Source organism: Streptomyces sp. SID5464 (assembly GCF_009862985.1).
In the GTDB taxonomy this organism is placed as follows: domain Bacteria; phylum Actinomycetota; class Actinomycetes; order Streptomycetales; family Streptomycetaceae; genus Streptomyces; species Streptomyces chartreusis_D.
Window position 1 is genome coordinate 98,975 of record NZ_WWIQ01000008.1, and the last position, 25,238, is coordinate 124,212.

A 25,238-nucleotide genomic window follows, 5' to 3' on the forward strand; every position below is an offset into this window, starting at 1 on the left:
CGCCCCTCGGGGCACTGCCGAACCGCACTTCACAAGCCCGAGGCGGCCGCGGCGCCCATCCGACCCCGCTGTGCCGCGGCCGCCTCGTCACCCACCCCGACGCCTCACATGACCACACCTCTGTTACGCATCAAGGACGACATGAGCCAGCACTCAGCTGCACCTGCCCCCACCCCCACGTCCGCCGTGGCCGTCGCCAAGCGTCGCGACTGGTGGCGGGACGCGGTGATCTACCAGGTGTACCCGCGCAGCTTCGCCGACAGCAACGGCGACGGCATGGGCGACCTGGAAGGTGTCCGCACCCGTCTGCCGTACCTGCGCGACCTCGGCGTGGACGCCGTGTGGCTCAGCCCCTTCTACGCCTCGCCGCAGGCCGACGCCGGCTACGACGTCGCCGACTACCGGGCCGTCGACCCGATGTTCGGCAACCTGCTGGACGCCGACGCGCTGATCCGCGACGCCCACGAGCTGGGCCTGAGGATCATCGTCGACCTCGTGCCCAACCACTCCTCCGACCAGCACGAGTGGTTCAAGCGGGCCGTCGCTGAGGGCCCGGGCTCCCCCCTGCGGGACCGCTACCACTTCCGCCCCGGCAAGGGGAAGAACGGCGAACTCCCGCCCAACGACTGGGAGTCGATCTTCGGCGGCCCGGCGTGGACACGGGTCCCGGACGGTGAGTGGTACCTGCACCTCTTCGCCCCCGAGCAGCCCGACTTCAACTGGGAGCACCCCGCGGTCGGCGACGAGTTCCGTTCCATCCTGCGCTTCTGGCTGGACATGGGCGTCGACGGCTTCCGGATCGATGTCGCCCATGGTCTGGTGAAGGCGGAGGGGCTTCCCGACCTTGGATCCCACGACCAGGTGAAGCTGCTGGGCAACGATGTCATGCCGTTCTTCGACCAGGACGGGGTGCACGAGATCTACCGGCAGTGGCGCCTGATCCTCGACGAGTACGCGGGGGAGCGGATCTTCGTCGCAGAGGCGTGGACCCCGACCATCGAGCGGACCGCGAACTACGTCCGCCCGGACGAGCTGCACCAGGCCTTCAACTTCCAGTACCTCAGCACCCACTGGGACGCGGCGCAGATGCGCGAGGTCATCGACCGCACCCTGGACGCCATGCGTCCGGTCGGCGCCCCCGCCACCTGGGTGCTGTCCAACCACGACGTGACCCGGCACGCCACCCGCTTCGCCAACCCGCCCGGCCTCGGCACCCAGATCCGCCTGGCCGGCGACCGGGAACTGGGCCTGCGCAGGGCCCGGGCCGCGACCCTGCTGATGCTCGCGCTGCCCGGCTCCGCCTACATCTACCAGGGCGAGGAGCTGGGTCTTCCGGACGTCGTGGACCTGCCGGACGAGGTGCGCCAGGACCCGGCGTACTTCCGGGGCGCGGGCCAGGACGGCTTCCGTGACGGCTGCCGGGTGCCGATCCCGTGGACCCGGACCGGGTCGTCGTACGGCTTCGGGGACGGGGGCAGCTGGCTGCCTCAGCCGGACGGCTGGGGCGAGCTGAGCGTCGAGGCGCAGACCGGCGAGCCCGGCTCCACCCTGGAGCTGTACCGGGCCGCGCTCGCCGTGCGCCGCGAGCAGCCCGACCTCGGCGCCGGCTCCTGCGTGGAGTGGCTGCGGGCGCCCGAGGGGGTGCTCGCCTTCCGGCGCGGGGAGTTCGTGTGCGTCGCGAACACCACCGGCGAGTCGGTGGCGATGCCGGCGTACGGCCGGGTGCTGGTCGCGAGTCGGGAGATCGTCCAGGTCGACGACGAGGCGAAGCTGCCGGCCGACACGACGGTGTGGTGGACCACCGCCTGATCGCTCCCTGATTTTCCGTTGAATTTCGCACGGCCCGCTGCCCTTTCGGGCGGCGGGCCTTTAACATCTGCGTCACCGCAAGGTTTCTGAACCTTGCAGCAAGAACCTTCAACGAAGAAGGAAACCCCACATGGCACGCAGACACCTCTCCGCCGCCGTCGCGCTCGCCGCGGCTGCGGTTGTCATGAACCCGTCCAGTGCACAGGCCTCCCCACCTGGCACCAAGGACGTCACCGCCGTCCTCTTCGAGTGGAAGTACGCTTCCGTCGCCCGCGAGTGCACCGGCACCCTCGGCCCCGCCGGATACGGCTACGTCCAGGTCTCCCCGCCCGCCGAGCACATACAGGGCCCGCAGTGGTGGACGTCGTACCAGCCGGTCAGCTACAAGATCGCCGGCCGGCTCGGTGACCGCGCGGCCTTCCAGAGCATGGTGAACACCTGCCACGCGGCCGGTGTGAAGGTCGTCGTCGACACGGTCGTCAACCACATGTCCGCGGGCAGCGGCACCGGCACCGGCGGCTCGTCGTACACCAAGTACAACTACCCCGGCCTCTACTCCGCGCCCGACTTCGACGACTGCACGAGCCAGATCGGCAACTACCAGGACCGCTGGAACGTCCAGCACTGCGAACTGGTGAACCTCGCCGACCTCGACACCGGCGAGAACTACGTCCGCGGGGCCGTCGCCGGGTACATGAACGACCTGCTCTCCCTCGGCGTGGACGGCTTCCGCATCGACGCGGCCAAGCACATGGACGCCGCCGACCTGGCGAACATCAAGTCCCGGCTGAGCAATCCGTCGGCGTACTGGAAGCAGGAGGTCATCTACGGCGCCGGCGAGGCCGTCCAGCCCACCGAGTACACCGGAAACGGCGACGTCCAGGAGTTCCGCTACGCCTACGACCTCAAGCGGGTCTTCAACAACGAGAACCTCGCCTACCTGAAGAACTACGGCGAGGGCTGGGGCTATATGAGCAGCGGCGTCTCCGGTGTCTTCGTCGACAACCACGACACCGAGCGCAACGGCTCCACCCTCAGCTACAAGGACGGCGCCAACTACACCCTCGCCAACGTCTTCATGCTGGCCTGGCCCTACGGCGCGCCCGACATCAACTCCGGCTACGAGTTCACCGACCACGACGCCGGCCCACCGAACGGCGGTCAGGTGAACGCGTGCTGGCAGGACGGCTGGAAGTGCCAGCACAACTGGCCGGAGATCAGGTCGATGGTCGCCTTCCGCAACGCCACGCGCGGTGAGGCCGTGACCAACTGGTGGGACAACGGCAACGACGCCATCGCGTTCGGGCGGGGCGGCAAGGGCTTCGTGGCCATCAACCACGAGTCGGGATCGCTGAGCCGTACGTACCAGACGTCGCTGCCCGCGGGGACGTACTGCAACGTGCAGAACAACACCACCGTGACGGTGAACTCCAGCGGTCAGTTCACCGCCACCCTCGGCTCCGACACCGCCCTGGCGATCTACGCCGGCAAGTCCAGCTGCTAAGCGCACCAGCGGGGAACGTGGGACCGACGCTCATCGAGTGCCGGCCTGCGTTCCCCGGGGGCTGACGAGGTGGTTGAAATTTCTTTCCAGCGGTTTCAAGACTCTTGCTGTAAGTGTTTCGGCGGCGATACGGTCGCGCGGGGTCGGACCCGAGAGAGCCGCAATCGCAAGGAGTCCACGTCAGTGATACCGAGATGGCGTGCGCCCTCAAGGCGCCGAACCTCCCGTGCCGGACGGATCGCCGCGGTCACTGCCACCGCGCTGGCCGCAGCACTCGTCCAGCCGCTCGCCGCCGGGGCGGCCACCCCACCGGCGCCCCCGTCCGACGCGAAGCTCGCCGCCGAGCCCGCCCGCCACGACGCCACCCGCGAGCAGTTCTACTTCGTCCTGCCGGACCGCTACGCCAACGGCGACCCGCGCAACGACAAGGGCGGCCTGACCGGCTCCCGCCTCGCCACCGGCTACGACCCCACCGACAAGGGCTTCTACCAGGGCGGCGACCTCAAGGGCCTGACCAAGAAGCTCGACTACATCAAGGGCCTCGGCACCACCGCCCTCTGGATGGCCCCGATCTTCAAGAACCAGCCCGTGCAGGGCACCGGGGCCAACGCGTCCGCCGGCTACCACGGCTACTGGATCACCGACTTCACTCAGGTCGACCCGCACTTCGGCACCAACGAGGACCTCGAAACCCTCATCGACAAGGCCCACGCCAAGGGCATGAAGGTCTTCTTCGACGTCATCACCAACCACACGGCGGACGTCGTCGACTACGAGGAGAAGTCCTACGACTACCTGTCCAAGGGGGCGTTCCCGTACCTGACGAAGGACGGCAAGCCCTTCGACGACGCGGACTACGCGGACGGGCGACGGGACTTCCCGGAGGTCGACAGCGGCTCCTTCCCGCGCACTCCGACCGTCCCTGCGGCGAAGAAGAACGTCAAGGTCCCGTCCTGGCTCAACGACCCGACGATGTACCACAACCGCGGCGACTCCACCTTCGCCGGTGAGAGCTCCACCCACGGCGACTTCAGCGGCCTCGACGACCTGTGGACCGAGCGGCCCGAGGTCGTGCGGGGCATGGAGCGGATCTACCAGCGCTGGGTGCGGGACTTCGGCGTCGACGGCTTCCGGATCGACACCGTGAAGCACGTCAACATGGAGTTCTGGACGCAGTGGGCCACGGCCCTCGACGCCTACGCGGCCAAGAAGGGCCGGGACGACTTCTTCATGTTCGGCGAGGTGTACTCGGCCGACACGGACGTCACCTCCCCGTACGTCACCCGGGGCCGCCTCGACGCCACGCTCGACTTCCCCTTCCAGGAGGCGGCCCGCCAGTACGCCTCCCAGGGCGGCAGCGCGCAGAAGCTCGCGAGCGTCTTCGGCGACGACTACAAGTACACGACCGACAAGGCCAACGCGTACGAGCAGGTCACCTTCCTCGGCAACCACGACATGGGCCGGATCGGCCACTTCCTGAAGCAGGACGACCCGAAGGCCACCGACGCCGAGCTGCTCAAGAAGGACAAGCTCGCCAACGAGCTGATGTTCCTCAGCCGCGGCAACCCCGTCGTCTACTACGGCGACGAGCAGGGCTTCACCGGCGCGGGCGGCGACAAGGACGCCCGGCAGAGCATGTTCGCCTCCCGCACCGCCGACTACCTCGACGACGACCGGATCGGCACCGACCGCACCCACGCCGACGACGCCTACGACACGAGAGCACCGCTCTACCGCCAGATCAGTGCTCTCGCGGCGCTCCGCAAGGCCCACCCCGCCCTGGCCGACGGCGTCCAGCAGCAGCGGTACGCGGCCGACGGCCCTGGTGTGTACGCCTTCTCCCGCACGGACGCCAAGAGCGGCATCGAGTACGTCGTCGCCTTCAACAACGCGGACGAGGCGAGGACGGCGACCTTCGCGACCGGTTCGGCCGGCATGGTCTTCAAGGGCATCCACGGCACCGACGCCGCCCCGAAGAGCGACGGCGACAGGAAGCTCACCGTCACCGTCCCGCCCGGCTCGGCGATCGTCCTCAAGGCGGCCGGCAGGCTCGCCGCGCCCGCCACCGGGCCGACGATCAGCCTGCAGGCCCCGGCGGCCGGCGCCACCGGCACGGTCGAGGTCACCGCGGACGATGGGGGCACCTCCCGCTCGAGCGAAGCCGAGAGCGGGGGAGGCGGGCAGCTCAACCGGGTCGTCTTCGCCGCGCAGACCGGCAACGGAAAGTGGCAGGTCCTCGGCTCCGCCGACCACGCCCCCTACAAGGTCACCCACACCATCGGCAAGGACGTGGCACCGGGTACGGCCCTGCGCTACAAGGCCGTCGTGGTCGACTCGGCCGGCCGCACCGCGAGCGCCCTGGCCGGCTCCACCACCGGCACCCCGCCCGCCCCTCAGCCGCCCACCGCCTCCGCCCGCGACTACGCGATCGTCCACTACAAGCGTGCGGACGGCGACTACGCCGACTGGGGCCTGTACGCCTGGGGCGACCTCGCCGAGGGCGAGGCCACCGAGTGGCCCGAGAGCCACCCCTTCACCGGCCGGGACGCCTACGGCGCCTTCGCCTGGGTCAAGCTCAAGCCCGGCGCCTCGAACGTCGGCTTCCTCGTCATCGACAAGGACGGCGACAAGGACGTCTCCACCGACCGCACGATCGACGTCACCAAGACCGGTGAAGTCTGGATCGAGCAGGGCAAGGACACCGTCACCACCGAGCGGCCCGAGTACCCGGCGCCCGACCAGGGCAAGGCCGTCCTGCACTACCACCGGGCCGACGGGAACTACGACGGCTGGGGACTGCACGTCTGGACCGGCGCCGCGAACCCCACCGACTGGTCGAACCCCCTGAAGCCGGTGAAGACTGACTCCTATGGCGCTGTCTTCGAGGTGCCGCTCACCGAGGGTGCCACCAGTCTCAGCTACATCATCCACAAGGGCGACGAGAAGGACCTGCCCACCGACCAGTCGCTCGACCTCAAGGCCGACGGCCACGAGGTGTGGCTGGTGAACGGCCAGGAGAAGTACCTGCTCCCGCAGCCCGCGGGCAGTTCCGCCGCCCTCGACCTGACCACCTCCAAGGCGGTCTGGATCGACCGGAACACCCTCGCCTGGAACAGCTCCGAGGCCGCCGCCTCCACGCAGCTGCTGTACAGCCTGGACGGCTCGATCGCGGTGAAGGACGGCACGCTGACCGGGGACGCCAAGTGGCTGCGCCTGTCGAAGAGCGAGCTCACCGACGCCCAGAAGGCCAGGTTCCCGCACCTGAAGGACCACGCCGCCTGGACCGTCGACCCGCGCGACCGGGACCGGGTCCGCGAGGCCCTGCGCGGCCAGGTCGTCGCCACCCGGCACGCGGCGAACGGAGCCGTGCTCGCGGCCACCGGCGTCCAGACCGCCGGTGTCCTCGACGACCTGTACTCCGGCGCCACAAGGGCGGACCTCGGACCGACGTTCGCCAAGGGCCGCCCCACCCTGTCGGTGTGGGCGCCGACCGCGCAGTCCGTCGCCCTGGAACTCGACGGCAGGACCGTCGCCATGCGCCGCGACAGCGCCACCGGCGTCTGGTCCGTCACCGGCCCGAAGTCCTGGAAGGGCAAGCCGTACCGGTACGCCGTGAAGGTCTGGGCGCCCAGCGCCGGCAAGGTCGTCACCAACAAGGTCACCGACCCCTACTCGGTCGCCCTCACCGCGGACTCCGAGCGCAGCCTGGTCGTCGACCTCGGCGACAAGTCCCTGGCGCCGAGCGGCTGGTCGACGTACACCAAGCCCAGGGCCGTACCGCTGAGGGACGCCCAGATCCAGGAGCTGCACGTCCGGGACTTCTCCGTCGAGGACCGGACGGCGAAGCACCCGGGCACCTACCTCGCCTTCACCGACAAGGCGAGCGACGGCTCCAAGCACCTGCGCGAGCTGGCGAAGGCGGGCACCTCGTACGTCCACCTCCTGCCCGCCTTCGACATCGCCACGATCCCGGAGCGCAAGGCCGACCAGGCGGGCGTCGACTGTGACCTGGCCTCCTACCCGGCCGACTCGGACAAGCAGCAGGAGTGCGTCGGGAAGATCGCCGCGAAGGACGCCTACAACTGGGGCTACGACCCGTACCACTACACGGTCCCCGAGGGCTCCTACGCCACCGACCCGGACGGCACGGCCCGCACGGTCGAGTTCCGCAGGATGGTCAAGGCGCTGAACGACGACGGCCTGCGGGTCGTGATGGACATCGTCTACAACCACACCGCGGCCGCCGGCCAGGAGCGGACCAGCGTCCTCGACCGGATCGTGCCCGGCTACTACCAGCGGCTCCTCGCCGACGGCTCGGTGGCGAACAGCACCTGCTGCGCCAACACAGCCCCCGAGAACGCCATGATGGGCAAGCTGGTCGTCGACTCGATCGTCACCTGGGCCAAGGAGTACAAGGTCGACGGCTTCCGCTTCGACCTCATGGGCCACCACCCGAAGGCCAACATCCTCGCGGTCCGCGAGGCCCTCGACGCGCTCACCCCGGAGAAGGACGGCGTCGACGGCAAGAAGATCATCCTGTACGGGGAGGGCTGGAACTTCGGTGAGGTCGCCGACGACGCCCGGTTCGTCCAGGCCACGCAGAAGAACATGGCCGGAACCGGCATCGCCACCTTCTCCGACCGGGCCCGTGACGCCGTGCGCGGCGGTGGCCCCTTCGACGAGGACCCCGGCGTGCAGGGCTTCGCGTCCGGCCTCTACACCGACCCCAACTCCTCGGAGCACAACGGCACTCCGGCCGAGCAGAAGGCCCGCCTGCTGCACTACCAGGACCTGATCAAGGTCGGGCTGTCCGGCAACCTCGCCTCCTACCGGTTCACCGACACCGGCGGCAAGGAGGTCAAGGGCGCCGAGGTCGACTACAACGGCTCACCCGCCGGCTACGCGGACGCCCCCGGCGACGCCCTCGCCTACGCCGACGCGCACGACAACGAGTCCCTCTTCGACGCGCTCGCCTTCAAGCTGCCCGCCACGACGAGTGCGTCCGACCGGGCCCGGATGCAGGTCCTCGCCATGGCGACGGCCACCCTGTCCCAGGGCCCGGCCCTCTCCCAGGCCGGCACCGACCTGCTCCGTTCCAAGTCCCTGGACCGCAACTCCTACGACAGCGGCGACTGGTTCAACGCCGTCCACTGGAACTGCGCCGACGGCAACGGCTTCGGCCGCGGACTGCCCATGGCGGCCGACAACGCCGCCAAGTGGCCGTACGCCAAGCCCCTGTTGAGCAAGGTCAGGGTGGGCTGCGAGCAGATCGACAGCGCCTCGGCGGCCTACCGCGACCTGCTGCGGATCCGCACCACCGAGCAGGACTTCTCCCTCGGCACGGCCGAGCGGGTGCAGTCCCGGCTCTCCTTCCCGCTGTCCGGCCAGGACGAGACACCCGGCGTGATCACCATGCGGCTCGGTGACCTCGTCGTGGTCTTCAACGCCACGCCCGAGCGGCAGGAACAGCGCGTCCCCGCACTCGCCGGGACCGGCTACCGGCTGCACCCCGTGCAGGCGGCGGGGGCGGACTCTACCGTCAAGTCGTCCTCCTACGCGGCGGAATCGGGCACGTTCGCCGTTCCGGGGCGCACGGTCGCCGTCTTCACCCGGGCCGCCGGATAACCGCACTACGTTGGGTGGGGCAGACCGCGACCGACGGTCTGCCCCACCCACGTACGCCCCGAGGGGCAGTCGAGATGGACGGCAACGGCACACAGCACACCCCCGGCACCACCGTGCTGGTCGTCGACGACGTCGCGGCCAGCCGGTACGCCATGGGCGCGGTGCTGACCCGGGCCGGCCACCAGGTCGTGCCGGTCGCCAGCGGCGGCGAGGCGCTCGTCGAACTCGACGTCCGGCTGCGGGACGGCACCCTGCCCGACGTGGCCCTCGTCGACGTGGGCCTGCCGGACATGAGCGGCTTCGAACTGTGCCGCCGGGTCCGGGCCCGGCCGCCCATGGGCGCCCTGCCCGTCGTGCACTTCTCCGCCGCCGCGACCGCGCCCGGCGACCGGTGCCGGGGACTGGACGCGGGCGGCGACGCCTATCTGACCGTGCCCGCCGAGCCGCAGGAGATCCAGGCCGTCGTTCGGGCCGCCGTGCGCGGGGCCCGCCGCAGCACGGGGGCCGAGACCGCCGTCCACCGTCTGACGCTGCTGTCCGAGGCCATCGTCACCGTGCAGACCGCCCGCTGTCCGCGGGAACTCGCCGCCGCGGCCGCCGACGGCGCCGCCCGCCTCACCGCCTCGCCCGCCGTGGTGTTCGTGATCGGCCCGGACGGCGAGCCGTACCGGGGCACGGCCCGCTGCCGTCCCGCGCCCGCGGACAGCGGCACCCACCAGGCGGCGGCACGGCTGGTCACCCGGCTCGCGGAGGGCCGCACGGGCGTCCACGGCACCGTCGTCCCCGCGCCGCTGTGGCCGGCCGGGATGTTCCGTCCGGGCGTCGAGGAGGACGCCCGCCTGACCGTGGCGACCGCCCAGGACGGCCGGACGGCGGTCTGTCTCGCCACCCCCGTACGACGGACCGCGATCACCGACCCCGCGGCCGACGGGCTGCTCGCCCGCCTCGCCCAGGCCTGCGCGCTGGCCGCCGAGCCGCTGCTGCTGTACCGGGTGGAGCGGCACGTCGCGCTCACCCTCCAGCACAGCTTCCTGCCCCAGCCGCACAAGCTGCCGCACCTGCCCGGCGTCGACATCGTCGTCCGCTACGTGCCCGCCTCCCGGCAGACCGAGATCGGCGGCGACTTCTACGCCGCCCTGCGCACCGGCGAGGGCGTGCTCATCGCCGTCGGGGACGTCGTCGGTCACTCGCTGGACGCGGCCACCGTCATGGTCGAGATCCGGCACGCGCTGCGCGCCTACTGCGTGACCGAGAGCGACCCGGTGGTCCTGGCCGAGCAGCTCGACCGGATGCTCCAGCAGTACCACCCCGACATCACGGCCACCGTGTGCCTGGCCCTGGTCGACCCGGGCAGCGGGCGGGTGCGGATCTCCAACGCCGGGCACATCCCGCCGCTGATCCTGCGTGAGGGAGGCGGCGCCGAGTACGTCGACGCTTGCGGTCCGCTGCTCGGGCTGGGCCTGGAACGGCCCGCGCCCACCGAGCGGCACCTGGAGCCCACCGACCGCCTCCTGATGGTCACCGACGGCCTCATCGAAACCCGGGGCACCCCCCTGGAGACCTCCCTGGAACAGCTCCGCACGGCCGCCGCCGACGCCCCGGCCGGCCTCGACACCCTCTGCGACGTGCTGCTCGGCTGCTTCGGCCGGGACCGGGAGGACGACATCGCGATGCTGGCCCTGCGGTTGGGGTCTGTCTAAGGTGAGCCCGTTGACCGCCCAGAACTGGAGTGCTCATGCCGCAGATCACCGTCGACTATTCCGCCGACCTCGCCGACGGCTTCGACCGGCCCGGGTTCGCGAGGGCGCTGCACGAGGCGACCGTCGAGATCGCGGCCGCCAAGCCGCCGGCGTGCAAGACCCGGTTCCGCCGGACCGAGGACGTCGTGGTCGGCCCCGAGACCGGGGGACACGCCCATGTGCACGTCCACATCGCGCTGCTCCCCGGCCGCACCGAGGAGACGAAGGCCCGGCTCACCGAGGCCACCCTGGAGTTGCTGCGCACCCATGTGAAGGCCGCCGAGGGACGCGTGCTGCACGCCTCCGCCGAGGTGCGGGAACTGGACGCGTCGTACCGGAAGTTCGAATGCTGAGCGGTCTCAGGTCGCCAGCGCCGGCAGACGGCCGGCCAGCCGGGCGAACGGTCCGTCGGCCGGCTCCTCCTGGGCGATGCGGCGCATCAGGGCGCCCATCTCGGCGTCCTGGGCGGCGCTGACTGCGGTGAGCGCGGCGAAGTCGTGGACGAGCTGGACCTCCAGCTCGGCCCGCGGGATGCGCCGGCCGTCCAGCCAGATCAGCGCCGTCGACTCGGCGAGCGAGATCCAGGAACGCACGACCAGCTCCAGCCGCGCGGGCGGATCGGTCACGCCCAGATGCGAAAGGATCTGGACATACGCGGCCTGCCGTACGGAGTCGATGAGCGCGTTGGTCGTCGAGGAGCCGACCGCCGGGCCGCCGCGCATGAGGGCGGAGAAACCCGGGCCGTGCTCGTCCACGAAGTCGAAGAAGCGGCGCATCACCCGCAGCAGCCGCGCCCCCAGCGGCCCCTCGTGCGGTTCCACGAAACGGGCCGCGAGATCGTCCGAGGCCCGCTTCAACGCGGCCTCGTACAGGCTGAGTTTGCCGGGGAAGTAGTGGTAGACCAACGGGCGTGAAATGCCCGCGGCCGACGCTATCTCGTCGATGGAGACCTCGTCGGGCGAGCGGCGGCTGAACAGTTCGAGGGCGACGCCGATCAACTGCTGCCGCCGCTCCTCGACTCCCATTCTGCGGCGAACCCCGGTAGTCATGCGAACACCTTACCGATCGATTCCGGCCTTGAACGGATCGGATCGATCAGGGATGTTCACCCGGATGGGCCGGGGCGGGCGCCCGGGGCCGTCGGTCAGCGCAGGCCGCCGAGCGAACGCCCGTCCCGCAGCGTGCCCTTCAGCTCGGCCCGCGCCCCCTGCTCGGCCGGCACGGTCAGCAGACTGGTCCGCGACGACCCGCCGACCCCGCCCGTCGCCCGGATCGACGCGGTCTCCCGGCTGCCGGCGGCCAGCAGATACCAGTCGCCCGCCTTCGACTTCCACAGCACTCCGGCCAGTACGTGCGGGTCGCGCGCCCCGCACGCCGGAACGTTCTCGGCCTTCGCCGCCACCGCCCCGTACCGCCCGCCCGGCGTGTGGAACTGGGCGAGCACCCGCGCCCCGCCGCCCCGCCAGGTCTCGGCCCGGGTGCACACCCACGCCGCCGAACCGCTCGCGTCCGGCAGCGGCTGCTCGTTGAACGCCCAGGCGTTGACGCTCCGCACGCCCGCGGAGCGCACCGTGCCCAGCGAGCAGGCGAACGGCGCCCAGGTGCGCAGCGCCGCGGCGCCGGCCGCCTCGCGCGGGGACCCGGGCCGGCCGGCCGTGAGCCGGGCCGGAACCAGTTCGCCGAGGTCGGTCAGCAACCGCGTCCGCGTGCCGTCGGTCAGCTGCAGCACGTTCCACGACGTGCACGCGTCCGACCGCAGGACCGGGCTGGCCAGCGGCGCGGTCACACCGTCGGTGAGGGACAGGTCCATCGCGCCGGAGCCCGGCTTCATCAGGTCCCGCTCGCCCGCCTTCTCCACCCAAGGGGCGGTCAGATAACGGACGTTGCCGTCGGCCCGGCCCAGGACCACCGCGCCCGCCTCGGCCCGGCCCGCGCCGTCGACCCGGGCGAAGTCGAGGGCGGCGCCCTGCGTGCCCTCCTTCGGCTCGGCGTACCGGGCGATGCGCAGACCGTCGTAGAGGATCACCACGCGCGCCGCGTCGACCGTCCCCGCGTACAGCAGCTGGGGCGGTCCGGCCGGGCCGCCGGACGCGGTGCCGGGCGTCGCGGAGACCCGGACCGTCTCGCCGGGGCGGGCCCAGACGGCCAGGGCGCGGCGCAGCAGGGCCGAGTCGCCGGTGAGGTCGCCGCGGGCCGGCCACACCGAGAAGTCGGTGCGCGCCGAGCCGCGCCACGCGGTGGGGGAGACCCGGGTCAGCTTCGCGGGGTCCAGGGCGGCCTGGGCGGCCGGATTGCGCGCGTACGGCGGCGCGGCGGCGCCGTCGGGGCCCCAGCCCTCGCCGGGCAGACCCAGCAGCGCCCCGCACACCAGCAGGGCCGCCCCGGCGGCCAGCGCGGCCTTCAGGTGCTGGCGGCGCCGCATCAGGTCGGTGGGGCGGGCCTGCAGCGAGCAGGGGTCGAACTCGGGGGAGTCGAGCAGCCCGTACTGCGCGGGGATCCCGTCGGCCTCCAGCAGCGCACCGTCCGCGTCGGCGACGCTCGCAGCCGTGAGCACCTTGCGTACGCCGTCGTCCGTCAGCCGCTCCAGGCCGCGCAGGGCGTAGGCGGCCCGGGCCGGGCCGGACAGGGTGGACAGCCGCTGGTCCAGGGCGAGTTCGTCGGCGCCGCCGGAGCGCGGGAACAGCTTCAAGCCCCACACCTGCGGCAGCAGCGGCGGCAGCTGGGACCTCTTGGGCCATGCCTTGCGCTTCAAGGGCAGCCCCGCCTCCAGAGCCGTACGCAGCACCTGGAGACGGACCAGGGCGTAGCCCGGGTCGCCGTCCCGGCCGGTGGACTGCGCCGGGATCACCGGGGCCGGGGTGCGGTTGCGGGGGAGGGCCCGCTGGGTGAGGGCGTGCGCGGTGAGGACGCGGCGGCTGCGGCCCAGCCCGGCTGGCAGCACCAGATAGGCGAGCCGCACGAGCCTCGGGTAGTGCTCGACGAGCGCGGCCTCGGCCTGCTCGACATCGACGACCTGGCCGGCGGGGGAAGGGGGCGCGGGGCGCTGGGCGACATCCTGTGACTGCACGTTCAGCAGAACGAGCGAATCGGTGGATGGTCACCTGACAGCGGAGCGTCATGCCCCAGGCGACTCCCCGGGCTCCACGAGCAGCCGGGCGTAGTTCGCCATCGAGCGTTGGTAGCGCGGCAGATGCGGGGCCAGGGCGCCGAGGGCCAGGGACAACGCCTCGCGATCGCGGCCCAGGCTGGACAGGCACAGCGCGAGCGTCGCGCGTACGGGGTCGTCCAGCTCGTCGGAGGGAGCGTCCAGCTCGGGTGTCAGCAGCGCGACACCCTCCTCCGCCTGCCCGATGTTCCGCAGCGAGCTGGCCAGCTGGATCTTCGTCCGGCGGGTCCTGTAGGGGCTGACCTCGGCGAGACCGCGGGCCAGCGCCTCCCGGTAGAGCGGGACCGCCTTGTCCGAGTGGCCCGTGGAGTCCCAGGCGCAGGCCTGCTCGAACGGCCCGAGCGGGCTGCCCTCCGGCAGTTCGGCGACGAGGGCGTCGACGTCGGCACGGAAGCGGGCCTCGTCCTCCTCGGTCTCGGCGTAGCCGTCGAACCGGTCCCACAGGGCGGCCGTGCGATCTTCCCAGTCCTGGTTCACCGGGACACACTCGCACAGGAGTGCCCACGCCGGACACCGGGTTTTGAGCACCACGGGCTCCGCAGCCGTATCGAAGGCGAGAGAGCCTTAGCCGGGGCTCCGTGCGGCATGCGTCCGGATTGTGCCGTGACAAGGACCGGAGGAACAGATGAGGGTGACCCGACCGATGCTCGCGCTGAGCGGCGCGGTGGCGATACTGGCGCTGGCCGGCTGCGGATCCGGCGGCAAGGACGAGGCGGCCGTGCCGGAGGCGGTGACCGGCAGCCTGGAGCACATCGCGGCAGAGGCCAAGTGCAAGCCCGACATGCAGACCGACGCGGACGAGATCCGCCAGGCCCTCTGCAAGAAGGGCAAGGAGAAATACGTCCTCGCGACCTTCGCCACCGACCGCGGTCAGCGCGAATGGCTGAACAGCGCCAAGGACTACGGCGGCTACTACCTCGTCGGCCGCAAGTGGGTCGCCATCGGCCAGGAGAAGACGGTCACGGCGCTCCAGGGCACCCTCGGCGGAACCATGGAGGAGGGCTCCGAGCACATGAACCCCGGCGGCAGCCACAACAAGGGCGGTCACGACGGCGGCAGCCATCACGGCTGACCGCGCGGGCCGGGGCGAGCGAAAGCCGGCGGTGGGAAATCCCACCGCCGGCTTTCCGCTGCTTTACCGAGTGAGGACTACTGGCAGTCCTCGCCGTTGTTGATGCACTGGACCATCTCGTTCATCACGTTCTCGTCGAAGAAGTTGATGAAGTCGTTGTGGTCGGTGATCGCCTTGTGCAGCTGCTCCGGGAAGGAGTCCACCGCGAACGCGTTCTGGATCTGCCCGTTGTTGATCTGCGGCGCCGGGACGTCGTAGACCAGGCGGACCTGGAGCTGGGGGATCGCCTTGAAGCCGTTCGAGCAGCTGCCGTCCGCCTCCACGAAGTCCACGTGGGTGCGGTGGTTGGCGCTGTCGATGTTCTGGCCGTCCCAGCAGCTCTGGAAGTTGGACGTCCGCACCACGGAGCTGCCCTCGGGGCAGATCGGGTACTTGTCCGTCACCTGCCGGTCCTCGAAGCCGGTGCAGCTCCAGGAGGTGTTGGCGTTGTTCAGGCCGTTGGTGAAGGACTTGGCGTCACCGGTGATGATGCGCAGGGCCTTCGGCATCGCGACGACGTCGCTCGTCCGGTTGCCGACGAACTTCAGCTGGGCCTCGGCGGGCTCGACGATCTTGCCGACGTTGCCGTCCTGACCGCCACCGGGCTGGCCCTGGTCGATGTCCTGAGTACCGTCCTGGATACGGATGACCGGCCAGAAGTACGACGACTTGTCGCCCTGGTTCTGGCAGGACGTCTCGGCGTTCGCCAGGTCCTCGTCGCTCGCGAAGGCGTTGTTGCTCTGGTTGCCGACGTAGTCGTGCTGGTGCTGCGCGCCGTTGGAGACGCCGGGCGCCACGATCACGTTGTCCGAGTTGCGGTTCTCGTTCTCGTTGGTGCCGCAGTTCGTGGTGAACGAGCCCGTGGAACCACCGTCGCCGTTCGCGGCGAGGCCGTTCGGCAGGTTGCGGGAGTTCGGCTGGACATCCTCGATGTTGATGAAGTCGTCGGCCACCGGGCCGTTGCCGGCCTGACCGCCGTTGCCGCCCTGACCCTGGTCCTGGCCGTTGTCACCGCCCTGGTCCTGACCGCCGTTGTTCTGGCCCTGGTCCTGACCGTCGTTGTTCTGGCCGTCGTTGTTCTGGCCGCCCCCGGCGTTGCCGTCGTTGGTGTTCGCGTCGGCGGCCATGCCCTTGCACTCGGCCATCTGGGCGAGGTTGTCCGGGGCCTGTCCGCCCACCCGCCGGATGTTGATGCCGATCCGGTCGATGGCCGCGGTCCGCTTCGACTTCAGCGGGCCGAGGATGGCGTTGTTGACGAAGCCCGGGTCACCGGCCTGAGCCTGGCGCGTGGAGGCGAGCCGGGTGTAGGCCTCGCTGATCTGCTTGTCGAGGTTCGCCAGCTCCTTGTCCACCCCCTGGCGGGCACCGTCCGGCACATCGGTCAGTTGCTGTCCGACGTCCGGGCACTGGATCGTGGCGATCTGCGCGCCCGCGGACTTCGTCTGGTTCGCCGAGTTCTCCTCATGCGCCGAGGCATAGAAGTTTGCCCAGATCAGCCCGCCCCCACCGAGCGCTAGGGCCGCCGATGCGGCTATGGCCTTGGTGGCCAGCGGCGTCCGGCGTTTTCTTGTGTTGCGTCCCATGGAACTCCTCTGACTTCCTTTTTCGGGGGCATCGAGGCGCCCGACAGGAGTGAAGCGGCTCCCTTCCATACGGAGGCCGTCCCAGGGGTGTTCAGATGTCTCGGAAATTGATGCGAGATTCGTGAGGGAGCTGTGTTCTCAACAGCCCCTGTCACACCGGGAGTTGTTGATCCCCGACCGTGGGTGAAAAGCCGGTCCGATATCACCGGCCGTGGTCGAGATACGCGAGAACCGCCAGCACGCGCCGGTTGTCGTCGTCCGAGACCTCCAGTCCCAGTTTGGCGAAGATGTTCGCGGTGTGCTTGGCGATCGCCCGTTCCGTCACGACCAGCCTGCCCGCGATCGCCGCGTTGGACCGGCCCTGCGCCATCAGCTCCAGCACCTCCCGCTCCCGGGGCGTCAGCCGGGCCAGCGGTCGGTCGTCGCCGGACTGCCGCGCCAGCAGCTGCTGGATGACCTGCGGATCCATCGCCGTACCACCGGCGGCGACCCGCCGCACCGCGTCCACGAACTGCTCGGCGTCGAACACCCGGTCCTTCAGCAGGTATCCGACGCCGCCGCTGCCGTCGGCGAGCAGCTCCCGCGCGTACAGCTGCTCCACGTGCTGGGAGAGCACCAGCACCGGCAGCCCGGGCCGCTTCCTGCGGGCGTCGAGCGCGCACTGCAGCCCCTCGTCGGTGTGCGTGGGCGGCAGGCGGACGTCGACCACGGCGACGTCCGGCTCCAGCTCGGCCAGCGCGGCGGCCAGTTCGGGCCCGGACTCGACGGCCGCCGCGATCTCGAAGTCGTGCGCCTGGAGCAGCCGGACGAGTCCGTCGCGCAGCAGGAAGAGGTCTTCGGCTAGGACAACGCGCAAGGGATCTCCATGGTGACCATGGTGGGACCGCCCGCGGGGCTGCCGACGGCCAGGACGCCGTCGAATGTACCCAGTCGCCGCTCGACCCCGGCCAGCCCCGAACCGGCCCCGATCACCGCACCGCCCTTGCCGTTGTCGGTGACGGTCGCCCGCAGACGGCCGTCCGCGTGGTGCAGGTCGATCCAGATCCGGTCGGCGCCGGAGTGCTTCACGGCGTTGGTGAGCACCTCGCTCACGGCGAAGTACGCGGCCGACTCCACGGGCGCCTCCGCCCGCCCGGGCAGGTCCACGTTCACCTCGGTGACCACCGGCAACCGCAGCGCCAGCGCCCGTACGGCGTCGCCCAGTCCGCGCTCGGCCAGGACCGGCGGATGGATGCCGCGCACCAGCTCGCGTAGCTCGGACAGCGCCTCGACCGAGGACCTGCGGGCCTGCGCGATCAGCTCCTTGGCCTTGGCCGGGTCCTTGTCGAGGAGCGCCTCGATGGTGCCCAGGTCCATGCCGACCGCGACCAGCCGGGCCTGGGCACCGTCGTGCAGGTCCCGTTCGATGCGCCGCAGTTCGGCGGCGGAGGTGTCGACGGCATCGCGCCGCGTCTCGGTCAGGACCCGCACCCGCTCGGCCAGTGCGCGCTGGCCCGAGCCCAGCACGGCCTGGGTGAGCCGGAAGTGGACGTCCAGCAGCAGCGGGGTGAGGAAGTGCGCGAAGAAGAGGACGACCAGACCCAGGGCGGCGGCACCGAACGCCGACAGCTGCCCGGTGACCTCGACGAAGCCGTACCAGTACCCCTCGGGGAAGACCCGCCACAGCCCGGCCGCGAGGGCGAACCCCTCCAACGGGTACAGCCACAGCGCGGCCGGCAGCAGCGCGGTGAGGAACCCCGCCGTCATGTCGACCGGCAGCCACATCTGGTCCCGCCAGGTCGCCGGGTCGCGCAGCATCCCGAACGTGCGCGACCACGGATTGGCGTCCCTCGGCAGCGGCCGGTACGCCGGAGGTATCCGCACCCCGCCCCACTCCGCCGCGAGCACCCGCCGCCAGTTCGCGAACGCCCGCACCCCCTTCAGTACGTACGGCGTCGTGACGAGCCCGATCCCGATCGGGATGAGCGCCATGGACACCAGGGACAGGGTGAAGCACAGCACCGCCCCCGGCAGGGAGACCAGGGCGACCCCCAGCCCCCGCATCGCCGCGAGTACGAGGCCCCGCCCCTTCGTGCGCCCGTTGCCGCTCTTCATGTCGGTGGTCATGGCGTCAGTCTCGCCGAGCGGGGGTGCGGGGTCACTGGGCCGGAACACCCGCTCCAGGGGTGGTGCTACGTACACCTCGCACGCCTCAGCCCGTCCCCAGCACCTTCGCCTCCACCTCCGGGTCGAGGCCCGAGCTCGGCCGGTCCGGGCGCTGGGGCGCCACCCCGCCGACGTCCTGGAGCCACCGCCACGTGTCGGCCACGGTCTCTTCCACGGGCCGGCAGCTCAGCCCCGCCGCGACCGCCCGGGAGACGTCCCTGTTGTGCAGGGCGTCGTGCAGGTCACTGCCCGGCGGCACCCACACCGGCAGCTCGGTCCACGGCTGGATGCCCGCCCGGAGGATCACCTCCGGCTCGGTCCAGCGGAGTTCGGCCGCGCCGCCGGTGACCCGTGCGCAGGTGTCCAGCAGCTCGCCCATCGTGGTGTGCCCCTGCGGACTGACCAGGTTGTACGGCCCGCTCAGCTCCCGCTCCGACGCGTGCAGGACCCACTCGGCCAGGTCACGGACGTCCACGTACTGGAGGGCCAGCTCGCGCGGGCCCGGGGCCAGCACCGGGCCGCCGCGCGCCATCCGGCCCAGCCACCAGGGCAGCCGGCCGATGTTCTCGTACGGGCCGAGGATCAGCCCGGCCCGGACGAGCACCGACCGGTCCTCGCCGAAGGCGTCCAGCACGGCCAGTTCACCACCGCGCTTGTCCTGTGCGTACGCGGTCTGCTCCGCGTCGGCCGAGGCGCCCTCCACCAGCGGCGCGTCCTCGCCGTGCCCGGCGCTCCGGGGCCACGCGTACACCGAGCAGCTCGACACGTACACGTACCGACGGGCGCGGCCCCGCAGCAGCCGCGCCGCGTCCCGCACCGCCCGGGGCGCCGCTGACCAGGTGTCGACCACGACGTCCCACTCGCCCGGGTCCTCGGCGAGGGCGGCCGGACCGCCGGGCGTGCTGCGGTCGCCGAGCAGCGACCGCACGCCCGGCGGTGCCTCGTGCCGCCCCCGGTGGAAGACGGTCACCTCCCAGCCCCGCCCCAGGGCCGCCTCCACGACGGCCCGGCCCACGAACTCCGTACCACCCAGCATCAGAAGTCTCATGCCGTCGACCCTGCCCGCCGGGGCGGCGGGACGGAACGCGTGTCTGCCGTCAGCAGACGGGCGGGTACCGGCGGCTCAGCCACCCACGGGGGGCACGTACTTGTAGCCGACCCGGCGCACCGTGCGGATCGTGTCGCGGTGTTCGGCCCCCAGCTTGCGGCGCAGGCGGGCGATGTGGACGTCGACCGTACGGCCGTCGCCCACGTGCCCGTAGCCCCACACCGTGCCGACCAGCTGGTCGCGGGTGTGCACCCGGCCCGGATGCGCCACCAGGTGGGCCAGCAGCTCGAACTCCAGATACGTGAGATCGAGCGGCCGCCCGGCCACCTCGGCGGTGCGCTGCACGGTGTCGACCCGGATCGGCGGCTCGCCGCCCGGCTCGGGCCCCGCGGGGCCCGCGGTGTCGTGAAGGCCCGCGGGGCCTCCGGGACGGGCGGCCTGCGGCCGGTCCGGCACCGCCACCGGGAACGGCGGCTGCTGGTCGGCCGGGACGAGCACCAAAAAGCCGATCATCGGCGGCTGCCCGGGGAGCGTGGGCAGGGTGTGCTGCGGCGCCGGCAGCCAAGTGGCGCCCGGGGGCAGCAGATCCGCGACCGTCACCACCTCGTCCCGGTCGACGGCACGCAGCCGGTGCCGGGGCCCGGTGGCCGACGGGGAGTTGACGGGGGCGGCGGTGGACAGGGAACGAGTGGTCGCCATGAGAGGTCAGCTCTTTCGCGCGAGGAGTTCGTCGGGAGGATCGACGGCCGCGAGTTCGTGGTCGGGCTCGCCGAGGACGTACGCGGTTCGCGCTGGCCGAAGGCCGGGGTGTACGGCTTTAGAGGGCCGGCGCGTTCGTCGCGCGGCAACACACCCGGTCGAAGTCGTGGTCCTGACGGGACGGCCAGAAGGGCTCGAGGTCATGGCGACCCGTCGCGGTGTGCTTCTGGTAGCTGGCCATGGGGCCATTGAAGCAGACCGGTACCGGGTGCCGGGACCCTCCTCTCACACCTTGGACACCGACCGGGAGAGCGGACGGCCGGCCGGACGGAGGCCCACCCGGCCAACGCGAAGGGGCGCCCACCGCGAACGGTGGGCGCCCCTCGGGAGCCTTGTGGCGTCGGTCAGACCTGGCCGGCCTTCTCCAGCGCCGAGCAGCAGGTGTCGACGAGCAGGCGGGTCACCACGTACGGGTCGACGTTGGCGTTCGGACGGCGGTCCTCGATGTAGCCCTTGCCGTCCTTCTCGACCTGCCACGGGATACGGACCGAGGCGCCGCGGTTGGACACGCCGTAGGAGTACTCGTTCCACGGGGCGGTCTCGTGCAGACCGGTCAGGCGGTCGTCGATGCCGGCGCCGTAGTTCTTGACGTGGTCGAGGGGCTTGGAGCCCTCACCGAGCGACTCGCACGCGGTGATGATCGCGTCGTAGCCCTCGCGCATCGCCTTGGTGGAGAAGTTGGTGTGCGCACCGGCGCCGTTCCAGTCGCCCTTCACCGGCTTCGGGTCAAGCGTCGCCGCGACGTCGAAGTCCTCGGCGGTGCGGTAGAGCAGCCAGCGGGCCACCCACAGCTGGTCGGAGACCTCCAGCGGGGCGAGCGGGCCGACCTGGAACTCCCACTGGCCGGGCATGACCTCGGCGTTGATGCCGGAGATGCCCAGACCCGCCTTCAGGCAGTTCTCCAGGTGGGCCTCGACGACGTCACGGCCGAAGATCTCGTCGGCGCCGACACCGCAGTAGTAGCCGCCCTGCGGGGCCGGGAAGCCGCCCTTGGGGAAGCCGAGCGGGTAACCGTCCTTGAAGAAGGTGTACTCCTGCTCGATGCCGAAGATCGGCTCCTGGGCCGCGAACTTCTCGGCGACCTCGGCCAGCGCGGCACGGGTGTTGCTGGCGTGCGGGGTGAGGTCGATGTTCAGGACCTCGCACAGCACCAGGACGTCGTCGCCGCCGCGGATCGGGTCCGGGCAGGTGAAGACCGGCTTGAGCACGCAGTCCGAGGCGTGGCCCTCGGCCTGGTTGGTGGAGGACCCGTCGAAACCCCAGATGGGCAGCGCGTCGAGACCGGCGGGGGAGCCCGAGATGATCTTGGTCTTGGAACGCAGCTTGGCCGTCGGCTCGGTGCCGTCGATCCAGATGTACTCAGCCTTGAAGGTCACGGGCCACATCCTTCGGGGGTGTGTCTGGGCGCGTATCGCGGGTGCTTGCGGCGCTGCGGCACTGGGGCGCCGCGTCAATGCCCGGCAGCCTGTCAACAGGCGATTTCCCGGCCATTGCTCGAATGTGAACCCCGTGTTACCTGGTGTCGTTGTGCCCTACCTCACGTTGTGAGGGCGTTTGCCCCCGAGGGACGGGCTGGTCACCGGCTCCCCTCCGTCAAGCCGGTGACCAGAACCCGATGACCGGTGCCGCGTGGCCCGGACACGCCGGTCCTGCCGCTCCTGGCCGGGAGCGGCAGGACCGCTGACACGTACGAGGAGGCGGCCGAAAGGCGGGCCGCCGCCTCAGTGACTCACTCGTCCTCGTTCGCCCGGCGTCACCCCACCTTCTCGATCACGGCCCGGCGGATCAGGAACTTGCCGGGCTCACGGACCTGTTCGAAAGCCGCGTTGTTGAGCAGCACACAGCTGCCGGAGACCGAAGTGACCTCCACCGTCGTGGACTTGTCGTTGTCCAGGTTGGTGACCTTCAGCTTCGTGCCGGCCGGGAACTGGTTGCTGGACGCGGCGGGCGCACCACCCTCGCCGGAGAGCGTGACGGTGGAGCCGTTGCACACCTGCTGCCCGGAGGCCGCGGCGCCACCGCCGGGGTTCTCCGCGGGAGCGGACTGCGCGGGCTGCCCGGGGTTCTCCGCGGGGGCGGACTGGGCGGGCTGCGCGGGCGGGGTGGCCTGGGAGTCCTGAGCCGACTCCCCGGCCACGCAGCCCGACGCCTCCTGCTTCCGCTCGATCTCCGCGACGACCGCCTCGCGGTTGGCGATCCGCGCCTCGGACTGCGCGTCCGGGTTGGCCCGCTGGTCCGCGATGAACTTCTGGTTGTTGCCGAGGGCGGTGGCGAGACCCAGGCATACCGTCGACTCCGCCGCCGACTTGGGGGTCTGTGCGGCGTTCGACGTGCTCGCCATGACGAAGGCCCCGCCGCCCGCCACGGTCGCCGCGCTCACCAGCAGCGCGATCTTCTTCTTCGTACCGAGAGTTCTCCTGCGCGACATGCGCGCCTCCTGAGAGGTAGGGGAGCGTACGTCGCTATGTACGAGATACCGAACGAGGTTACTCAGCGGTTACAGGAGTCACTGACGTAACGTGCGTCACACGGAAACGAGATCTCTACCGGGAGAGGGCGCCCCGGACGGCCTCGTCGGTGCGCGCGACCACCGCCGTACCGTCGTCCGCGGTGATGATCGGCCGCTGGATCAGCTTGGGATGCTCGGCGAGGGCCTTGATCCACTGCTCCCGCGAACCGGCGTCCCTGGGCCACTCCTTGACGCCGAGTTCCTTGGCGGCGTCCTCCTGGGTGCGGGTGATGTCCCAGGGCTCCAGTCCGAGCCGGTCCAGCACGCCCCGGATCTCGTCCTCGCTCGGCACGTCCTCCAGGTAGCGGCGGACGGTGTAGTCGGCGCCCTCGGCGTCGAGCAGCTTCACGGCACTGCGGCACTTCGAACAGGCCGGGTTGATCCAGATCTCCATGGGCCTACGGTACGCCCTCCTGACGCCGGGGAGCGTGGGCCCGAAACCCGTTCTCCACTTGCGTCACGCCACCCCCGAAAGCCCTTGTGGCCAGGGCCTTTTGTCAGTGGTGGGCAGTAGAATAGAAGCAGTGTTCGAGGGTGGCGCCGGGATCGCCGAGGACTCCGGTGTGCCGCCCTGACCGCGACAGGAGGATGCCTGTGCCCGCTGCCGCACTCAAGCCGAAGCCGCTGCCCACCCAGTCCACCGCGAAGCGCCCCGTCCTGCTCGACCTGCCGTACGCGCCCCTGGAGAAGCGGCCGCTGCCGCCGGGCCGGCCGCGCGAGTGGTACGTCACGCACAACCGTCGCCTCAAGGCGATGCGCCTCGCCATCGCCCTGCTCGACTCCGGCGTCCACACGCCGAACCAGGCCCGCAACGAGACGATCCGCGACACGGCGGAACTGATCGGCGTACACCCGCCGTCGGACACGACGTGCCACATGGTGAGGGCGTTCATGCGCTACTCGCGCTGAGCTGACTGACCTGACCTGAGCTCAGCTGGGCCGGAGCGCCGGGTGCCCTTCTCCAGGGTGCCCGGCGCTCGTGTTCGACCCCCTTCAGCCCGCCGCCAGCTCCTTCTCCAGCGGCGTCCGGAAGCGTGGCGTGATCCTGGTCGTCCCCACCCACCCGCTCAGCCGCTCCGCTTCCTCCCCGATCGCCGCGAGCGCCTCCCGGCCCACCCCCTCCTCGTCGAGGATCCGCCAGACGATCTCCCCGCCGGGCCGCTGGGCCCACCCGCCGACCACGCGTCCGTTCCACCACACCGTCGGCCCGACGTTCCCGCTGCGGTCGAACAGCCGGGGCCGCAGCTCCGGCGCGAGATACCAGTCGCGCTGCTGCCACCCCATCGCCGTCGGGTCGAGGCCGGGCAGCAGCGCCGCCCAGGGCTCGCCGGGCGCGGCCACCTCGCCGAGGTCGCCGTCGGTCACCCATCCCGTGCCCCCGTCCAGCGACACCTGCTGCGCCCCGATCGCGGCCAGCGCCGCGCGGACCTCCGTCACGCGCCACCCCGTCCACCACTTCAGATCGGCCTCGGTCGCCGGACCGCACGCGGCGAGCCACCGTCTCAGCAACTCCGCCTGCGCCTGCGCCGGGTCCAGTTCGGGATGCTCGGGCGCGACGGCCCAGCGGAACTGGCTGGACGTCCAGGAGCCGAGCGGCCGGCCCCGTACGACCTTCCCCTCGACGCCCAGTACTCGCAGCAGCCGGGTCGAGACCGTGTGCAGGCCCTCGTAGCCCTTGCCGGCCGCGTACACGAACTGCTCCCGCAGACGCGGCTCGTCCTGGGCGAGTTCGGCCGCCGTGGCCTGCCCGCGCCGGGCGAGTGCCGCCAGCGCCGAATCCTCGACCTCCTTCAGCCAGGCCGCGTCCGGCGCCCCGGCCGCCGCCATGTCCTTGAGCAGCGCGGCCCGCTCCCGGGCGGCTACCGCCAGGCCGGTCGAGGCGTGCACGACGGCGGTCAGGGCGGTGGGGAACACGAACACCGTGTGCCGCATGCCGTGCATCCGCACCAGGGAACGGTCGTCGTACAGCGCGCGCCCGGTCTCCGTCACCGTCTCCGAGGGATCCGTGAGCCGCGCGCCCACGGCCAGGTACACCGTCGCCGGGTCCGTGCCGTGCAGGGCCACGAGCGAACCGGCGACCTCCTCGGGAGTCCCCGCCCGGGCCCGCCCCGCCAGCCGCTGCCGCAGCGCGAGCCGGGCCCGCCGCTCCGCCACCCCGATGTACCGCTGCGCCCTGCCCATGCGGCTTCCCTCCGTCACGTCCCTCCGACCCGACCAGCATCATCGCGAACCCCACTGAC

At 71.3% G+C, this 25,238-nt stretch carries 20 protein-coding genes; 7 read left to right on the forward strand and 13 right to left on the reverse strand.

Translation table 11 applies throughout. The annotated features are described in order from the left end of the window. Positions 1-141: 141 nt before the first annotated feature. The 5 genes from GTY47_RS08055 to GTY47_RS08075 all read left to right on the forward strand — a co-directional run bounded on the left by GTY47_RS08055 (position 142) and on the right by GTY47_RS08075 (position 11,030). On the forward strand, positions 142-1,809 hold the full coding sequence (locus tag GTY47_RS08055) for a glycoside hydrolase family 13 protein (RefSeq protein ID WP_029180971.1): 1,668 nt from the start codon (positions 142-144) through the stop codon (positions 1,807-1,809). Positions 1,810-1,939: 130 nt separating this feature from the next. Further along, complete coding sequence (locus tag GTY47_RS08060; RefSeq protein WP_010037049.1) at positions 1,940-3,313, forward strand: alpha-amylase family protein; 1,374 nt, start codon at positions 1,940-1,942, stop codon at positions 3,311-3,313. Positions 3,314-3,496: 183 nt separating this feature from the next. Beyond that, positions 3,497-8,938 (forward strand): pullulanase-type alpha-1,6-glucosidase, encoded by a 5,442-nt coding sequence (gene pulA, locus GTY47_RS08065; RefSeq protein ID WP_010037051.1) that lies wholly within the window; start codon positions 3,497-3,499, stop codon positions 8,936-8,938. Between the two features lie 74 nt (positions 8,939-9,012). Continuing rightward, entirely contained in the window at positions 9,013-10,638 is a 1,626-nt protein-coding gene (locus tag GTY47_RS08070) for a fused response regulator/phosphatase (RefSeq protein WP_010037054.1), read from the forward strand. A 35-nt stretch (positions 10,639-10,673) separates the two neighbouring features. Continuing rightward, complete coding sequence (locus tag GTY47_RS08075) at positions 10,674-11,030, forward strand: 5-carboxymethyl-2-hydroxymuconate Delta-isomerase (protein WP_029180972.1); 357 nt, start codon at positions 10,674-10,676, stop codon at positions 11,028-11,030. 6 nt (positions 11,031-11,036) lie between these two features. On the opposite strand, the gene GTY47_RS08080 is transcribed toward GTY47_RS08075, so the two are convergent. The 3 genes from GTY47_RS08080 to GTY47_RS08090 form a co-directional block, all read right to left on the reverse strand. After that, positions 11,037-11,726: a TetR/AcrR family transcriptional regulator gene (locus GTY47_RS08080; RefSeq protein ID WP_086012483.1), complete on the reverse strand. Its 690-nt coding sequence runs from the start codon at positions 11,724-11,726 to the stop codon at positions 11,037-11,039. Between the two features lie 95 nt (positions 11,727-11,821). Beyond that, a complete protein-coding gene (locus GTY47_RS08085) occupies positions 11,822-13,744 on the reverse strand; it encodes a hypothetical protein (protein ID WP_010037065.1) in 1,923 nt (640 codons plus the stop codon). Positions 13,745-13,792: 48 nt separating this feature from the next. Continuing rightward, complete coding sequence (locus GTY47_RS08090) at positions 13,793-14,320, reverse strand: tetratricopeptide repeat protein (protein WP_010037067.1); 528 nt, start codon at positions 14,318-14,320, stop codon at positions 13,793-13,795. Positions 14,321-14,468: 148 nt separating this feature from the next. Here GTY47_RS08090 and GTY47_RS08095 point away from each other — a divergent pair, with 148 nt between their 5' ends. After that, positions 14,469-14,915 carry a hypothetical protein gene (locus tag GTY47_RS08095; RefSeq protein WP_010037069.1) on the forward strand — a complete coding sequence of 149 codons (447 nt, stop codon included), beginning with the start codon at positions 14,469-14,471 and terminating at the stop codon, positions 14,913-14,915. 77 nt (positions 14,916-14,992) lie between these two features. On the opposite strand, the gene GTY47_RS08100 is transcribed toward GTY47_RS08095, so the two are convergent. From GTY47_RS08100 to GTY47_RS08135, 9 genes are all read right to left on the reverse strand, one after another. Further along, positions 14,993-16,537, reverse strand: coding sequence for a DUF1996 domain-containing protein (locus tag GTY47_RS08100; protein WP_010037071.1), 1,545 nt, complete (start codon positions 16,535-16,537; stop codon positions 14,993-14,995). A gap of 202 nt (positions 16,538-16,739) precedes the next feature. After that, positions 16,740-17,393 (reverse strand): response regulator transcription factor, encoded by a 654-nt coding sequence (locus tag GTY47_RS08105; protein ID WP_010037073.1) that lies wholly within the window; start codon positions 17,391-17,393, stop codon positions 16,740-16,742. Beyond that, positions 17,378-18,643, reverse strand: coding sequence for a sensor histidine kinase (locus tag GTY47_RS08110; RefSeq protein ID WP_010037074.1), 1,266 nt, complete (start codon positions 18,641-18,643; stop codon positions 17,378-17,380). The genes GTY47_RS08105 and GTY47_RS08110 overlap by 16 nt, the downstream gene beginning before the upstream one ends. Before the next feature lie 85 nt (positions 18,644-18,728). Beyond that, the gene (locus GTY47_RS08115; protein ID WP_040902832.1) at positions 18,729-19,730 is read right to left on the reverse strand and encodes an NAD-dependent epimerase/dehydratase family protein; all 1,002 of its coding nucleotides are present in this window, start codon (positions 19,728-19,730) and stop codon (positions 18,729-18,731) included. A 75-nt stretch (positions 19,731-19,805) separates the two neighbouring features. Further along, on the reverse strand, positions 19,806-20,429 hold the full coding sequence (locus GTY47_RS08120) for a winged helix-turn-helix domain-containing protein (protein ID WP_010037076.1): 624 nt from the start codon (positions 20,427-20,429) through the stop codon (positions 19,806-19,808). A 118-nt stretch (positions 20,430-20,547) separates the two neighbouring features. Then, positions 20,548-20,670: a hypothetical protein gene (locus tag GTY47_RS41575; RefSeq protein ID WP_010037077.1), complete on the reverse strand. Its 123-nt coding sequence runs from the start codon at positions 20,668-20,670 to the stop codon at positions 20,548-20,550. 163 nt (positions 20,671-20,833) lie between these two features. After that, positions 20,834-21,865, reverse strand: a complete 1,032-nt coding sequence (gene glnII / locus GTY47_RS08125) for a glutamine synthetase (RefSeq protein ID WP_010037078.1) — start codon at positions 21,863-21,865, stop codon at positions 20,834-20,836. Positions 21,866-22,242: 377 nt separating this feature from the next. Continuing rightward, positions 22,243-22,917: a hypothetical protein gene (locus GTY47_RS08130; RefSeq protein WP_010037079.1), complete on the reverse strand. Its 675-nt coding sequence runs from the start codon at positions 22,915-22,917 to the stop codon at positions 22,243-22,245. A gap of 115 nt (positions 22,918-23,032) precedes the next feature. After that, positions 23,033-23,392: an arsenate reductase family protein gene (locus GTY47_RS08135; RefSeq protein WP_010037081.1), complete on the reverse strand. Its 360-nt coding sequence runs from the start codon at positions 23,390-23,392 to the stop codon at positions 23,033-23,035. A gap of 200 nt (positions 23,393-23,592) precedes the next feature. Between GTY47_RS08135 and GTY47_RS08140 the strand changes: the two genes are divergently transcribed. After that, positions 23,593-23,907, forward strand: a complete 315-nt coding sequence (locus GTY47_RS08140; protein WP_010037082.1) for a hypothetical protein — start codon at positions 23,593-23,595, stop codon at positions 23,905-23,907. Positions 23,908-23,991: 84 nt separating this feature from the next. Here GTY47_RS08140 and GTY47_RS08145 read toward each other — a convergent pair whose 3' ends face one another. Continuing rightward, positions 23,992-25,179, reverse strand: coding sequence for a winged helix DNA-binding domain-containing protein (locus GTY47_RS08145; protein ID WP_010037084.1), 1,188 nt, complete (start codon positions 25,177-25,179; stop codon positions 23,992-23,994). Positions 25,180-25,238: the final 59 nt, after the last annotated feature.

What these genes read in the sequence shown, in the direction of transcription:
- GTY47_RS08055 (WP_029180971.1), top strand. Translation starts at nt 142, where the DNA reads ATGAGCCAGCACTCAGCTGCACCTGCCCCCACCCCCACGTCCGCCGTG.
- GTY47_RS08060 (WP_010037049.1), top strand. Translation starts at nt 1,940, where the DNA reads ATGGCACGCAGACACCTCTCCGCCGCCGTCGCGCTCGCCGCGGCTGCG.
- GTY47_RS08070 (WP_010037054.1), top strand. Translation starts at nt 9,013, where the DNA reads ATGGACGGCAACGGCACACAGCACACCCCCGGCACCACCGTGCTGGTC.
- GTY47_RS08075 (WP_029180972.1), top strand. Translation starts at nt 10,674, where the DNA reads ATGCCGCAGATCACCGTCGACTATTCCGCCGACCTCGCCGACGGCTTC.
- GTY47_RS08080 (WP_086012483.1), bottom strand. Translation starts at nt 11,726, where the DNA reads ATGACTACCGGGGTTCGCCGCAGAATGGGAGTCGAGGAGCGGCGGCAG.
- GTY47_RS08095 (WP_010037069.1), top strand. Translation starts at nt 14,469, where the DNA reads ATGAGGGTGACCCGACCGATGCTCGCGCTGAGCGGCGCGGTGGCGATA.
- GTY47_RS08100 (WP_010037071.1), bottom strand. Translation starts at nt 16,537, where the DNA reads ATGGGACGCAACACAAGAAAACGCCGGACGCCGCTGGCCACCAAGGCC.
- GTY47_RS08110 (WP_010037074.1), bottom strand. Translation starts at nt 18,643, where the DNA reads ATGACCACCGACATGAAGAGCGGCAACGGGCGCACGAAGGGGCGGGGC.
- GTY47_RS08115 (WP_040902832.1), bottom strand. Translation starts at nt 19,730, where the DNA reads ATGAGACTTCTGATGCTGGGTGGTACGGAGTTCGTGGGCCGGGCCGTC.
- GTY47_RS08120 (WP_010037076.1), bottom strand. Translation starts at nt 20,429, where the DNA reads ATGGCGACCACTCGTTCCCTGTCCACCGCCGCCCCCGTCAACTCCCCG.
- GTY47_RS41575 (WP_010037077.1), bottom strand. Translation starts at nt 20,670, where the DNA reads ATGGCCAGCTACCAGAAGCACACCGCGACGGGTCGCCATGACCTCGAG.
- GTY47_RS08130 (WP_010037079.1), bottom strand. Translation starts at nt 22,917, where the DNA reads ATGTCGCGCAGGAGAACTCTCGGTACGAAGAAGAAGATCGCGCTGCTG.
- GTY47_RS08135 (WP_010037081.1), bottom strand. Translation starts at nt 23,392, where the DNA reads ATGGAGATCTGGATCAACCCGGCCTGTTCGAAGTGCCGCAGTGCCGTG.
- GTY47_RS08145 (WP_010037084.1), bottom strand. Translation starts at nt 25,179, where the DNA reads ATGGGCAGGGCGCAGCGGTACATCGGGGTGGCGGAGCGGCGGGCCCGG.